Genomic DNA, 13,179 nt, shown 5'->3' with positions numbered 1-13,179 from the left:
GCTATTTTCCCGCGCCTTCGAACCAGGTCACAAGAAGCGCCCGCTCCTTGTCGCTGATCTCTGTGACATTGGCAGGCGGCATGGCGTGGCTGCGGCCGGCCTGCAAATAGACTTCGCGGGCATGCTCGGCTATGGCTGCATCGGTATCCAGCATCACCCCTTTCGGCGCGTGGTAGATACCTTCATAGACCGGCTCCTGCGTGTGGCACATCGAACAGCGACCAAGCACGGTGTCGCGCACGGCGGGGAAATGTGCCGATGCGATGTAAACCTCTGCCCCGGCGGAAGCCTTGGGCTCGCCGGTCAGCACCTTGGGGGCCGTCGACAGCCAGATGATGATGACGAACAGGATGGCGGCGGCGAGCCAGGTCCAGGTCGGATTGCCCTTGCGCGCATGGACGGTGTTGAAATAGTGCCGGATCAGCACGCCGATGATGAACACCAGTGAGGCGATGACCCAGTTGAACTCAGTAGCAAATGCCAGCGGATAATGGTTCGACAGCATGAGGAACAGGACGGGCAGCGTCAGGTAGTTGTTGTGCAACGAGCGCTGCTTGGCGATCTTGCCATATTTTGGATCGGGCTTGCGACCGGCGATCAGGTCGGCGACGACGATCTTCTGGTTGGGGATGATGACCATGAAGACATTGGCCGACATGATCGTGGCGGTGATGGCGCCGAGATGCAGGAAGGCGGCGCGGCCGGTGAACAGATGGGTAAGCCCCCAGGCGATGAACACCAGAACGCCGTAGAGCACGAGCATCAGGCCGGTGTCGCTTTTGCCGAGCGGCGAACGGCACAGCAGATCGTAGACCACCCAGCCGACGCCGATGGTCGCCAACGACAGCAGAATGCCTGTAGGCACCGACATTGGCAGCACGTTCGGATCGATCAGGAACAGGTCTGCGCCGGCGTAGTAGACGACGCACAGCATGGCGAAGCCCGACAGCCAGGTGGCGTAGGATTCCCATTTGAACCAGGTCAGATGTTCAGGCATTTCGGCCGGCGCCACCAGATATTTCTGGATGTGGTAGAAGCCGCCGCCATGCACCTGCCACTCCTCGCCGAAGGCGCCGGCAGGCATGCCCGGACGCTGGCGCAGGCCAAGGTCAAGCGCGACGAAATAGAAGGACGAGCCGATCCAGGCGATGCCGGTGACGACGTGCAACCAGCGCACGGCGAAACTCAGCCAGTCCCAGAAAATCGCGAAATCCATCATTGAAGTCGTCCCTGCCGATTGGCTGACTTTACGGTGTGGAGCGCAAACGGAAAGAGGCGAGGTGTACGATGACTTTCAAAAAAAAATGGAAAATACTAGGTTGATCGCTGCAAACCGGCGAAGGTGCTCCATATGGCATATCTCGACAACATCGCCGTCTTCGTCCGTGTCGTCGAGCTCGGCAATCTGTCGGCGGCGGGGCGCGACATGCGCATCTCGCCGGCGGTCGCCTCCAACCGTATCAAGGAGCTGGAGAAACATCTCGGCGTCAGGCTGTTCAACCGCACGACCAGGCAATTGATGCCGACAGAGCACGGCACGGTTTTTTACTCGGGCGCCAAGCAGGTGCTGGAAGCGATCACCGAGGCGGAAGCCGCAGTCAGCGCCTTGTCGGGCCAGCCGCGCGGCACCATTCGCGTCACGGCGCCCTTGGGTCTTGGCCGCCGGCTGGTGGCGTCGGGCATTCCCGATTTTCACGACAAATACCCGGATATCGAGGTCCGGCTCAGGCTCTCCGATCACAATGTCGACATCATGAAGGAAGGCATCGACGTCGCCTTCCGGCTGGGAATCATCGAGGATTCCAGCCTCAGGATGCGCGGCATCATGGAATGCGAACGGGTGCTGGTGGCGGCGCCGAAATATCTGGAGGCGCGCGGCGAGCCTGAAGAGCCGCAGGAATTGATCGGCAAGAAGCACGACTGCCTGATGCTGCGCTATTCCGGCGCGCGCGAATATGTGTGGACGTTGCAGACGGCGGACGGTCCGCGCAAATTCGAGGTGCACGGCCCCTACGACACCGACGATGGTGATGTGCTGACCGGCTGGGCGCTGTCGGGCCGCGGCATCATCAACAAGCCGCGCTTCGAGGTCGAGCCGTTCATCCGCGACCGGCGGCTGAAGGTGATCCTAGCCAATGCGCCGCCGACGCCGGTGCAATTCGCCGCCGTCTACCCGCACAAGAAGCTGCAGGACCCGAAGGTGCGGCTCTTGCTCGACTTCATGGCCGAGCGTTGCCAGCGGCTGATCAAGGATATTCTTGCCGGCAAGTAGGTGCTGGCCGGCAAGTGGGGGCCCGCTGGTCTATTCGCCGGGCTTGCCTTGCGTACCGGCGAACTTAGGTTGGTGCCATGCACCTCGCCGTTTCGCTCAACATCGCTGCCGCCAACGGACAGCCCGCTCCAGACTTCGGTCAGATCAGGACTTTCGTGCGGAAGGCAGAGGCGGCCGGCATCGACATGGTCGTGATTTCCGACTCCGCGGATGGGTTATCAAGCAGCCTGTTCGAAGCGACAACGCTGCTAGCGGCCCTGGCGACCGTCACCGATAAGATCGGCCTCGTGGCCCGCGCCTCGACACTCGCCCACCAGCCCTACAATCTGGCGCGTCGTTTTGCTTCGCTCGACATTATCAGCCACGGCCGTGCCGGCTGGAGCGCGACCATGGCGCAGGATCCGCGCGAAGCGGCCAATTTCAGCCGGCCGGAAGGGTTTTCGCCGGAGGAGTTCCGCCGCCGCGCGGAAGAATTCATTAGCATCGTCAAAGGCTTGTGGAAGGGGTGGGATGCGGATGCTCTGCTGTTCGACAAGGCGGGCGGCCGCTTCCACGACCCGGAAAAGATGCATCTGCTCGACCACAAGGGCGCGTTTTTCTCGGTGCGCGGGCCGCTCAATGTGGCGCGCTCACCGCAGGATACACCGGTGCTGGTGATGTCCGGCCTGGCGGAGGCCGACCTCGATTTCGCCGCCCGTGCCGCCGACGTCATCATGCTCGATGAAGGGCCGTCGGCGGGCGCGAAGGCAGACGATCTGAAACGCCGGGCGCTTGCCGCCGGACGCGCGGACGCACTGAAGGTGCTGATCACCATCGCCGCTGAAAGGCTGGAAGCATCGCCCGGCCCCGAAGGCTGCGACGGCTTCAATGTAGTCTTGCCGGCTGACCTTTCGGCGCTCGACGATTTTGTCGACCGCGTGCTGCCGGAGCTTCGCCGGCGCGGCCTGCCAAGGCCTGAAGGCGCGACGCTGCGCGCGCATCTCGTACTTGGCGGGAGCGACAGGCCATGAGCGCGAGCAAGAGGCAGATGAAGCTCGGCGCCTTTCTGTGGGCGACGGGCCACCACATCGCCGCCTGGCGCCACCCACAGGCGCATGTCACGGCGGGGATCGACATCGACCACTACATCCAGCTGGCACGCATAGCGGAAGCGGCGAAGTTCGACATGATCTTCTGCGAGGACGCGGCCGGCCTGCGCGAAGCCGATGTCGGTATCGCCAGCCAGACCTCGCGTTCGATCGGCCTCGAGCCGATCAGCCTGCTTTCGGCTCTCGCCGTCCAGACCGAACGCATCGGCCTCGTCTCCACGGCTTCGACCAGCTACAACGAGCCCTACGGGCTGGCGCGTACCTTTCTGTCGATCGATCACTTGAGCGGCGGCCGCGCCGGCTGGAACCTGGTGACATCGGCGAGCCCCATCGAAGCCGCCAATTTCGGCTCGACGGGGCTCAGGCCGCACGCAGACCGCTATGAACGCGCGCGCGAGTTCGCCGAGGTGGTGTCAGGACTTTGGCAAGGCGGCAGCTTTCAAGGCCATGACGGCCAGAGCTTTTCGGTGCGTGACCCGCTCGACCTGCAGCGCTCGCCCCAGGGTGCGCCGGTGATGGTCCAGGCAGGCGCCTCGGATCTCGGCCGCGACCTTGCCGCCCGCACTGCAGATGTGGTGTTTACGGCCGCGCAGACTTTTGAGGAAGCAAAAGCCTTCTACGACGATCTCAAGGGGCGCATGACGGGCTATGGCCGCGAACCCGACGACATCAAGATCATGCCGGGCGTGTCGCCCGTGGTGGCCGAAACGGAAGCGGAAGCCCGCGAGAAATATGAGGAATTGCAGGAGCTGATCCCTGACGATGTCGGCGTCGCGCTGCTGTCCAGCTATCTCAGCATCTCCGATCTTGGACGCTATCCGATTGACGGACCGATGCCGGAATTGCCTGAGACAGAGGGCATGAAAAGCCGACAGGCGCTGGTTGTCGAGCAATCACGCCGCGACGGTCTTTCCATCCGCCAGCTTGCCCGTCATTTCGCCGGCGCACGCGGCCACTGGCGCATCGTCGGGACGGCCGCGCAGGTCGCGGACGAGTTGCAGGCGCGGTTCGAAGGCGGCGCTGCCGACGGCTTCAACGTCATGCCGTCCTGGTTTCCCGGCGAGCTCGATGCCTTTTGCGCTCTGGTCGTGCCGGAACTGCGCCGGCGCGGGCTGTTCCGCACGGACTATCAAGGGCACACGCTGCGCGACCATCTGGGCTTGAAACGACCCGCTTGAGACCGAGCTGCGCCTACGCCTCGCCCATCGTCCGGGCGGTGCCTGAAACCCTGATTGAGCCGCCGGGCGCGGGCGGAATGTCGGCATGCAGACGCGAGCGCATGCCCATATCCTCACCTTGTACGAAATCGACGGCGCCTTCATGCGGCCAGCCAATGTCGCGCAGATAGCCGGCGAAGGCGGCCGTCGAGGCCCCTGTGGCCGGGTCCTCGTAGACGCCGCCGGATGCAAACGGATTGCGGGTGTGGAACAGACGCGGCGTTTCGGCATAGGCAAGCAGGATCGTGACCAAGCCTTCGCGCCGCATCAGGGCCTGTCCGGCTTTCAGATCGTAGGCCATGGCGGCCAGCGCCTCGCGCGAGTTGAGCGCCAGCACAAGATGGTCGGCACCACCATGGATCAAGGCCGGTGGAATGGCCGCATCGAGATCGCTTGACGTGTAGCCGAACAGCGCCAGCGCCTCGGCAACCAGCTCCGGCGGAGCCGGCTTGCTGCGTGTCGGCGGAGACTGCAACGCGGCAGCGATGGTCGCACCATCGCGAAACCCCTCGACGGTTATGCTGGCCTGGTTGAGGATCAGCGCGAAAACGCCATCGCCGAACCGCCGGACCAGCGCCGCGCCTAAGGCGATTGTGGCATGGCCGCAGAACGGAACTTCCGACTCCGGCGAGAAATAGCGGACCCGCCAGCTATCGCCGTCCGGTGCGGCAAAAGCGGTTTCCGAAAATCCGACCCGCGCCGCCATGCGCTGCATCTCGGCCGCGTCGGGCAAGACATCGCCTATCAGCACTCCGGCCGGATTGCCGCCGGCATCACCATCCGAGAAGGCCGCAATTTTCAGAACGTTCATGTGTCTTCGCCTCGTGTCCCCAAGCCGGTGGATACAGCAAAAGCGTTCTGCGGGCGATTGGAAACGAAGAAACCGATGAGCCGCCGCGACATGTCCCATGAGGCTTAGCCGGACTTGTCATGCTGGACCTGTTGGCCGGCATTTGATGCCGTCGTGTGAGCAACCAGCGCCGTCATGATCTCGGCCGCCGCAAACGCCGCGATCACCCGCGGCCGCTTGTCCCTCACGGCATCGCCGCCAATCGGCGAGACGAGGCGGGCGAATTCCGCCTCGGTGCCTTCCGCCGACTTCAGGAACCAGTTTTTGAACGTCGCTTTCTTGGTCTTCGAGCCGATCATGCCGACATAGGCGGTGTCGCCACGCTTCAGCACCTCGGCGACGATCAGAAAATCGAGAGCGTGGTCGTGCGTGAGGATGACGAAAGCGGCTCCCGCCGGCGCCTCGCGCACCACGGCCTCGGGCATCGGCGTCAGCCTGGTCTCGACCGTTTCCGGCATGCCTTCCAGCGCATCCTCTCGCGTCTCGACGACGACGACATGCACCGGCAGCAGGGCCGCCGCCGCCGCCAGTGCTTGGCCGACATGGCCGCCGCCGAAGAGGAAGACGTGCGGCAGGTTGGCCTCCTCGGTTTCCGCCGCTGTGACAAGTTCCCGCGCCAGCGCCGCATCGACGAGCCGGATCAGCACTTCGACACGTCCACCGCAGCACTGGCCGATCTCCGGCCCGAGCGGCACGTCGAGCGTGGCGCGGATACCCCTCCCCCTTGAGGGGAGGGTGGCGGCGAAGCCCTCGGGTGGGGTCGCCGCGGCAGCGCTCGACGCCTTGGCGGTGCCTTCTGAGACGACCCCCTCTGACCGCTTCGCGGTCATCTCCCCCTCAAGGTGGGAGAAAAGCAGCTGCCGGGCCTTGTCGATCGCCATGTATTCCAGCTGGCCGCCGCCGATCGTGCCCGAGATCGCCGACGCCGAGACCAGCATGAAGGCGCCCTTCTCGCGCGGCGTCGAGCCCTTGGTCGCCGCGACTTCGACCAGCGCAATGCGGCCCTGGCCGGCAAGGAAGTCATTCAGGCTTTGCACTTTCGAGTTCATCATCTGCATTCCCAACTGGGAAATATAGAGTTTTCGGCCTCATTTGCACGTTCTTGCCGGAGTCAAGCCCTGGCCTTCAGCCGCTCGATCGCCATCAGCACCTGTTCCGGCGTCGCTGGTGCGTCGAGGCGTGGGCAGACCTTATGATCGGCAACGCTCGCCACAGCATCCGACAGCGCATGCAGAACCGACATGCCGAGCGGGAAAGGCGGCTCGCCGACGGCCTTGGAGCGGTGCACCGTCGGTTCATGCGCTTCCGGCCAGTCGGCCAGCGTGACGTTGAAGATCTTCGGCCGGTCCGAGGCCAGGGGGATTTTGTAGGTCGACGGTGCATGGGTGCGCAACCGGCCCTTGGCGTCCCACCACAATTCCTCCGTCGTCAGCCAGCCCATGCCCTGGATGAAGCCGCCCTCGACCTGGCCGAGGTCGATGGCGCGGTTCAGCGAGCGGCCGGTCTCGTGCAGGATGTCGGTGCGCTCGACAACATATTCTCCGGTCAGCGTGTCGACCGAGACTTCCGAGCAGGAAGCGCCATAGGCGAAATAGTAGAAGGGACGGCCCTGGCCCTTGTCGCGATCCCAGTGGATCTTCGGCGTCTTGTAAAAACCTGCCGCTGAGAGCTGGATACGGGCCATATAGGCCTGCTTGATCAAGTCGGCGAAAGCGATCTCCTGGTTGCCGATGCGTACCCGGTTTGGCAGGAACAGCACCTGGTCGCGCGGCACCTGGTATCTTTCGGCGGCGAAATCGGTCAGCCGATCCTTGATCTGCCGGGCGGCGTTCTGCGCCGCCATGCCATTGAGGTCGGAGCCGGACGAGGCAGCGGTGGCTGAAGTGTTCGGCACCTTGCCGGTGGTGGTCGCGGTGATCTTCACCTGGTCGATGTCGATCTGGAACTCTTCGGCCACCACTTGCGCGACCTTGAGGTAAAGGCCCTGCCCCATCTCGGTGCCGCCATGGTTCAAATGCACGGAACCGTCGGTGTAGACATGCACCAGCGCGCCGGCCTGGTTGTAGTGCGTGGCGGTAAACGAGATGCCGAACTTGACCGGCGTCAGCGCCAGACCGCGCTTGATGAAGCGGCTGTTGGCGTTGAAGGCCTGTATGGTGCGGCGGCGTCTCGCATAGTCCGAGCTCGCCTCCAATTCGGCGACGATGCGATGGATGATGTTGTCCTCGACCGTCTGGTGATAGGGCGTGATGTTGCGATCTGAGGTGCCATAAAAGTTCTGCTTGCGGATCTCAAGCGGATCCTTGCCGACCGCGAAGGCGACCTCGTCGATGACACGCTCGGCGCCGACCATGCCTTGCGGACCGCCGAAGCCGCGAAAGGCGGTGTTCGACACGGTGTTGGTGTAGAGCGGCGCCGACTGTGCGTGCACCGCCGGCCAGAAATAGGTGTTGTCGCAGTGGAACAGCGCGCGGTCGGTGACCGGGCCGGACAGGTCCGACGAGAAGCCGCAGCGCGCCGCGAACATGAAGTCGACGCCGAGGATGTTGCCGTCATCATCGAAGCCGACCTCGTAGTCGACGAGGAAGTCATGACGCTTGCCGGTGGCGATCATGTCGTCGTCGCGGTCGGGGCGGATTTTTACCGCGCGGTGATGCCGTTTCGCAGCGATTGCCGCGAGTGCGGCGAACTGGTTGCCTTGCGTTTCCTTGCCACCAAAACCGCCGCCCATGCGGCGGATTTCCACCGTGATGGCGTTGCTCGGCACGCCGAGCGCGTGGCTAACCATATGCTGGACTTCGCTCGGATGCTGGGTCGAAGAATAGATGGTAACATCCTGGTCCTCGCCGGGAATGGCCATGGCGATGTGGCCTTCGAGATAGAAATGCTCCTGGCCGCCGATGCGCATCTCCCCCTTGAGCCGGCGCGGCGCCGCCTTGATCGCCGCGGCGGCATCGCCACGCTTGAGAGTAAGCGGCGGTGTGACCAGCTTGTCCTTGCGGGGATCGAGCTCGCCGATGTCTGTGACGAAAGGCAATTCCTTGTACTCGACCTTGGCCAGCCTGGTGGCGCGGCGCGCCTGTTCGCGGGTCTCGGCGATAACACAGAAGATCGGCTGGCCATGGAATTGCACCTTGCCGTCAGCAAGCACCGGCTCGTCATGGCGGCCGGTCGGCGAAATGTCGTTTTCGCCGGGAACATCCTTGGCCGTCAGCACGTCGACGACGCCGGGGGCCGTACGCACCGCCGACAGGTCCATTTTCGTGATGGTGGCGTGCGTTGCATTGGAAAGTCCGACGCAGCCATGCAGCGTGCCCGCCGGCTCCGGCATGTCGTCGATATAGACGGCGGTGCCACTGACATGCTTGTGCGCGGAATCATGGCGCTGGTCGGTGGCGACGCCGCCCTTGATCTTCTGCGCCTTGAGGTTGGGGGTCGCGTGCTTGTTCATCAGGCTGCCTCGTACCGCATCACCTGGATCGGCGCCTTGGTGCCGCTGGTTTCGGCGAAGAAACGCAGCAAAAGGTTCCTCGCCGCCAGCGCCCGATATTCGGCGCTTGCCCGCATATCGGTCAGCGGCGTGAAGTCGCTGGTGTACTCGGCCATCGCCGCCTCCACCGCTGCTTCCGTCCAAGGCTTGCCGAGCAGCGCCTTTTCGACCGCGGAAGCCCGCTTCGGCGTCGCCGCCATGCCGCCATAGGCGATGCGGATATCGGCCACGCTGCCGTCCTTGGCGAGCGTCAGATTGAAGGCGCCGAGGGCCGCGGTGATATCCTCGTCGCGGCGCTTGGTGATCTTGTAGACGGCAAACTTTGTGCCCTTGGCCGGCACCGGCACATGCACGGCCTCGACGAATTCGCCCGGCTGCCGGTCCTGCTTGCCATAGGCTATGAAGAAATCTTCCAGCGGAATCGTCCGCCGCTTCTTGCCGCGACGCAACGTGAGCCGTGCGCCGAGCGCGATCAGCGGCGGCGGTGTGTCGCCGATCGGCGAGCCGTTGGCAATGTTGCCGCCAATCGTGCCCATGTTGCGCACCTGCTCGCCGCCGATGCGGTCGAACAGCGGTCCCAGCGCCGGGATGCGCTTCGACAGCAGCGCGAAGGCGTCGCTGTAGGTGACGCCGGCGCCGATCGAAATGACGCCCTTGTCCTCGGAAATCGTGCACATCCCGTCGAGATTGCCGATGAAGACCGCCGGCGCAATGTCGCGCATATGCTTGGTGACCCACAGGCCGACATCGGTCGAGCCGGCAACGATGGTGGCGCCAGGCTCCTTGTCGAGCACGCTCGCCAGATCGTCGGCGTCGGCCGGCACGACCATCCTCTGCTTGCCCGAGCCGATCTCGACGCGCGCACCATCCTTCATCGCCGCAAGCCTGGTGGTGACCGCCTTGCGCTCGGCTGCCAACGGGTCCTTGGCCGCCTTGCCGTAGCTGGAAATGGCGCGTGCCGCGCGCACGATCGCCTCATAGCCGGTGCAGCGGCAGAGATTGCCCTGCAGCGCCTTTTCGATCGCCGCATCCGACGGCTCCGGCGAGCGCATCCATAGCGCGTAGAGCGACATGACGAAGCCCGGCGTGCAGAAACCGCATTGCGAGCCGTGGAAATCGACCATCGCCTGCTGCACGGGGTGCAGCTTGCCAGCCTCGCCGCGCAAATGCTCGACGGTGACGACGTGCGTTCTGTCGAGCGAGCCGAGGAAGCGGATGCAGGCGTTGACGCTTTCATAAACCAGCCTGCCGGCGGAAAGCCGCCCGACCAGCACGGTGCAGGCGCCGCAATCGCCTTCGGCGCAGCCCTCCTTGGTGCCGCGCAGTGAGCGGTTGAGCCTGAGCCAGTCAAGCAAGGTCGCGTCAGGCGCGACAGTCGTCAGCGCCACATCCTCGCCGTTCAGGATGAAGCGGATCTCGTTGCGGGTCTTGAGCCTGGCCATGTCTCAGCTCCCCCTGTAGGTCGAATAGCCGTAGGGCGAGATCAGCAACGGCACATGATAGTGCACCGGTTCGGCCATGCCGAAGCGGATCGGCACGCTATCGAGAAAGGCCGGTTCCGACAGCTTTGTTCCCTGTCGGCGCAGATAGTCGCCGGCGGCAAAGACCAGTTCGTATTCACCGGCGCGGAAGTCGGCGCGGGCAAGCAATGGCACGTCGCAGCGGCCGTCATCATTGGTGACCACCGTCTTCAGATGGGTGCGCGTGTCGCCGTCGAGACGGTAGAGCGCGATCGACAGGCCTGCCGCCGGGCGGCCGGTCGCGGTGTCGAGGACATGGGTCGTCAGACGCCCGCCATCGGCTTTCGACGTTTCTGCCACCTAGCCGTCTCCTATTTCCGATATGAACGAATTGGCCCGGTACAATCGAACATAGTGATGAATTGTGCGCCCATTAAAGGCCATGCATAAGTCCCGGTCGAGCGGAGCCCGACAAAAACACTTTCAAAAATTTTCAGGGGAATGCGCGAGCAACCCTTTCGATATCCTCACCACAACATCCGGCAGGAGTGACAATGCGTTACATCAGGGACATGCGCGGCTACGGGGCCAATCCGCCCGATCCGAAATGGCCCGGCGGCGCGCATGTGGCGGTGCAGTTCGTCGTCAATTACGAGGAAGGCGGCGAGAACTGCGTGCTGCATGGCGACAAGGCCTCGGAGGCGTTCCTGTCGGAGATCGTCGGCGCCGCGCCCTGGCTCGGCCAGCGCCACTGGAACATGGAGTCGATCTACGAATATGGCGCCCGCGCCGGCTTCTGGCGGCTCCACCGCCTGTTCACCGAGGCGCAAGTGCCGGTGACCTGCTACGGGGTCGCCACCGCTTTAGCGCGCTCGCCCGACCAGGTTGCCGCCATGCAGGAGGCCGGCTGGGAGATCGCTTCGCACGGGCTGAAATGGATCGATTATCGCGACCACGCACCGGCGGACGAGCGCCGCGACCTCGAAGAGGCGATCCGGCTGCATTACGAAGTCACCGGCGCGCGACCGACCGGCTGGTACACCGGCCGCACGTCGATCAACACGGTGCGGCTGGTGGCCGAGGAGGGCGGGTTCGATTATGTGTCGGACACCTATGACGACGAGCTGCCCTACTGGTTCGAGCATGATGGAGCCGAAAAGCCGCAACTTATCATCCCCTATACGCTCGACGCCAACGACATGCGTTTCGCCACGCCGCAAGGCTTCAACTCCGGCGACCAGTTTTTCGCCTATCTGAGGGACAGTTTCGACACGCTCTATGCCGAGGGCAAGGATGGGCGGCCGCGGATGATGAATATCGGCCTGCACTGCCGGCTGGTCGGCCGACCGGGCCGGGTCGCGGCGCTGAAGCGCTTCGTCGACTACGTCAAATCGCACGACAAGGTCTGGCTGGCGCGACGCATCGACATTGCCCGACACTGGCACGAGACGCATCCATACAAGCCGCCGGCGCTGCGCCCTTCGAAAATGGAGTTCGAGGCCTTCGTCAATGCCTTTGGCGGCGTGTTCGAGCATTCGCCCTGGATCGCTGAGCGCGCCTACGAACTCGAACTCGGCCCGGCGCACGACAGCGCCGGCGGCCTGCATAACGCGCTCTGCCGCGTCTTCCGCGCCGCGACAGAGACCGAGCGGCTGTCCGTGCTCAACGCCCATCCCGACCTTGCCGGCAAACTGGCAAAGGCCAGGCGGCTGACGGCAGAGTCGACGAAAGAGCAGGCGTCCGCCGGGCTCGATGCGCTGACCGACAAGGAGCGCGAACTGTTCTCCAAGCTCAACGCCGCCTACGTAACCACTTTCGGCTTTCCCTTCATCATCGCGGTGAAGGGAAAGAGCAGCCGAGAAATCCTGGCGGAGTTCGAGACGCGCATCGGCAACAGCCGCGGCGTCGAATTCGAGACCGCCTGCAAACAGGTCGAGCGCATCGCGCTGCTTCGGCTGAGAGACATGCTGCCGCAATAGGTTTTGAACCATGGACACGATCAAGATGCCTGACCGAACCTACTATGCGCCGCATGGCGGCCATCCCGGCCAGAGCGAGCTGTTGACCGGCCGCGCCGTCTTCACCGAGGCCTATGCCGTCATCCCCAGGGGGGTGATGCAAGACATCGTCACCAGCGCGCTGCCATTCTGGGACAAGACCCGGGTCTGGATCATCGCGCGCCCGCTGTCCGGCTTCGCCGAGACCTTTTCGCAATACATCGTCGAGGTCGCGCCCGGCGGCGGCAGCGAGCGGCCGGAACCGGATGCCGGCGCCGAAGCCGTGCTCTTCGTGGTCGAGGGCGAGCTCAGCGTTTCGCTTGCCGGCAAAAAGCATAGCTTAAGGCCGGGCGGCTATGCTTTCCTGCCACCGGCCAGCGGCTGGACCGTCCGCAACGAAAGCGGCGCGTCTGTGCGCTTCCACTGGGTGCGCAAGGCCTATGAGGCGATCGACGGCATCGATACGCCACAAGCCTTCTTCACCAACGAGCAGGATGTCGCGCCGAGCCCGATGCCCGGCACCGAGGGGCGCTGGGCGACGACGCGCTTCGTCGATCCTGACGACATGCGCCATGACATGCATGTCACCATCGTCACGCTGGAGCCGGGCGCCGTCATCCCCTTCGCCGAGACCCATGTCATGGAGCATGGCCTTTATGTGCTGGAAGGCAAGGCGGTCTACCGCCTCAACCAGGACTGGGTCGAGGTCGAGGCCGGCGACTATATGTGGCTGCGCGCCTTCTGCCCGCAGGCCTGCTATGCCGGCGGTCCGGGCAAGTTCCGCTACCTGCTCTACAAGGACGTC

11 protein-coding genes are annotated in these 13,179 nt (G+C 64.2%); 5 read left to right on the top strand and 6 right to left on the bottom strand.

The window, feature by feature from the left end:
• Position 1 precedes the first annotated feature (1 nt).
• The gene (locus tag CN311_RS14415) at positions 2–1,219 is read right to left on the bottom strand and encodes a urate hydroxylase PuuD (protein WP_097574447.1); all 1,218 of its coding nucleotides are present in this window, start codon (positions 1,217–1,219) and stop codon (positions 2–4) included.
• 132 nt (positions 1,220–1,351) lie between these two features.
• Between CN311_RS14415 and CN311_RS14410 the strand changes: the two genes are divergently transcribed.
• From CN311_RS14410 to CN311_RS14400, 3 genes are all read left to right on the top strand, one after another.
• On the top strand, positions 1,352–2,272 hold the full coding sequence (locus tag CN311_RS14410; RefSeq protein WP_097574446.1) for a LysR family transcriptional regulator: 921 nt from the start codon (positions 1,352–1,354) through the stop codon (positions 2,270–2,272).
• Positions 2,273–2,349: 77 nt separating this feature from the next.
• Complete coding sequence (locus tag CN311_RS14405) at positions 2,350–3,282, top strand: LLM class flavin-dependent oxidoreductase (RefSeq protein WP_097574444.1); 933 nt, start codon at positions 2,350–2,352, stop codon at positions 3,280–3,282.
• Positions 3,279–4,538 (top strand): LLM class flavin-dependent oxidoreductase, encoded by a 1,260-nt coding sequence (locus tag CN311_RS14400; RefSeq protein ID WP_097574442.1) that lies wholly within the window; start codon positions 3,279–3,281, stop codon positions 4,536–4,538. Before CN311_RS14405 ends, CN311_RS14400 begins: the two co-directional genes overlap by 4 nt.
• Before the next feature lie 13 nt (positions 4,539–4,551).
• Here CN311_RS14400 and CN311_RS14395 read toward each other — a convergent pair whose 3' ends face one another.
• The 5 genes from CN311_RS14395 to uraH all read right to left on the bottom strand — a co-directional run bounded on the left by CN311_RS14395 (position 4,552) and on the right by uraH (position 10,737).
• Entirely contained in the window at positions 4,552–5,388 is an 837-nt protein-coding gene (locus CN311_RS14395; protein ID WP_097574441.1) for a PhzF family phenazine biosynthesis protein, read from the bottom strand.
• A 104-nt stretch (positions 5,389–5,492) separates the two neighbouring features.
• Positions 5,493–6,476: a xanthine dehydrogenase accessory protein XdhC gene (gene xdhC / locus CN311_RS14390; protein WP_097574507.1), complete on the bottom strand. Its 984-nt coding sequence runs from the start codon at positions 6,474–6,476 to the stop codon at positions 5,493–5,495.
• Positions 6,477–6,538: 62 nt separating this feature from the next.
• Complete coding sequence (gene xdhB, locus CN311_RS14385; protein WP_097574439.1) at positions 6,539–8,878, bottom strand: xanthine dehydrogenase molybdopterin binding subunit; 2,340 nt, start codon at positions 8,876–8,878, stop codon at positions 6,539–6,541.
• Positions 8,878–10,359 carry a xanthine dehydrogenase small subunit gene (gene xdhA / locus CN311_RS14380; RefSeq protein ID WP_097574438.1) on the bottom strand — a complete coding sequence of 494 codons (1,482 nt, stop codon included), beginning with the start codon at positions 10,357–10,359 and terminating at the stop codon, positions 8,878–8,880. The genes xdhB and xdhA overlap by 1 nt, the downstream gene beginning before the upstream one ends.
• 3 nt (positions 10,360–10,362) lie before the next feature.
• Positions 10,363–10,737 (bottom strand): hydroxyisourate hydrolase, encoded by a 375-nt coding sequence (gene uraH, locus CN311_RS14375; protein WP_097574436.1) that lies wholly within the window; start codon positions 10,735–10,737, stop codon positions 10,363–10,365.
• Positions 10,738–10,931: 194 nt separating this feature from the next.
• Between uraH and puuE the strand changes: the two genes are divergently transcribed.
• Positions 10,932–12,356, top strand: a complete 1,425-nt coding sequence (gene puuE, locus CN311_RS14370; RefSeq protein WP_097574435.1) for an allantoinase PuuE — start codon at positions 10,932–10,934, stop codon at positions 12,354–12,356.
• A 10-nt stretch (positions 12,357–12,366) separates the two neighbouring features.
• Positions 12,367–13,179 (top strand): bifunctional allantoicase/(S)-ureidoglycine aminohydrolase (locus tag CN311_RS14365; protein ID WP_097574434.1); only part of this gene is annotated, 813 nt, incomplete at its 3' end.

It is taken from the genome of Mesorhizobium sanjuanii (assembly GCF_002529485.1).
Classification (GTDB): domain Bacteria; phylum Pseudomonadota; class Alphaproteobacteria; order Rhizobiales; family Rhizobiaceae; genus Mesorhizobium; species Mesorhizobium sanjuanii.
The sequence above is the reverse complement of the archived record's forward strand: the minus strand, read 5'-3'. Positions and strand labels throughout refer to the sequence as shown.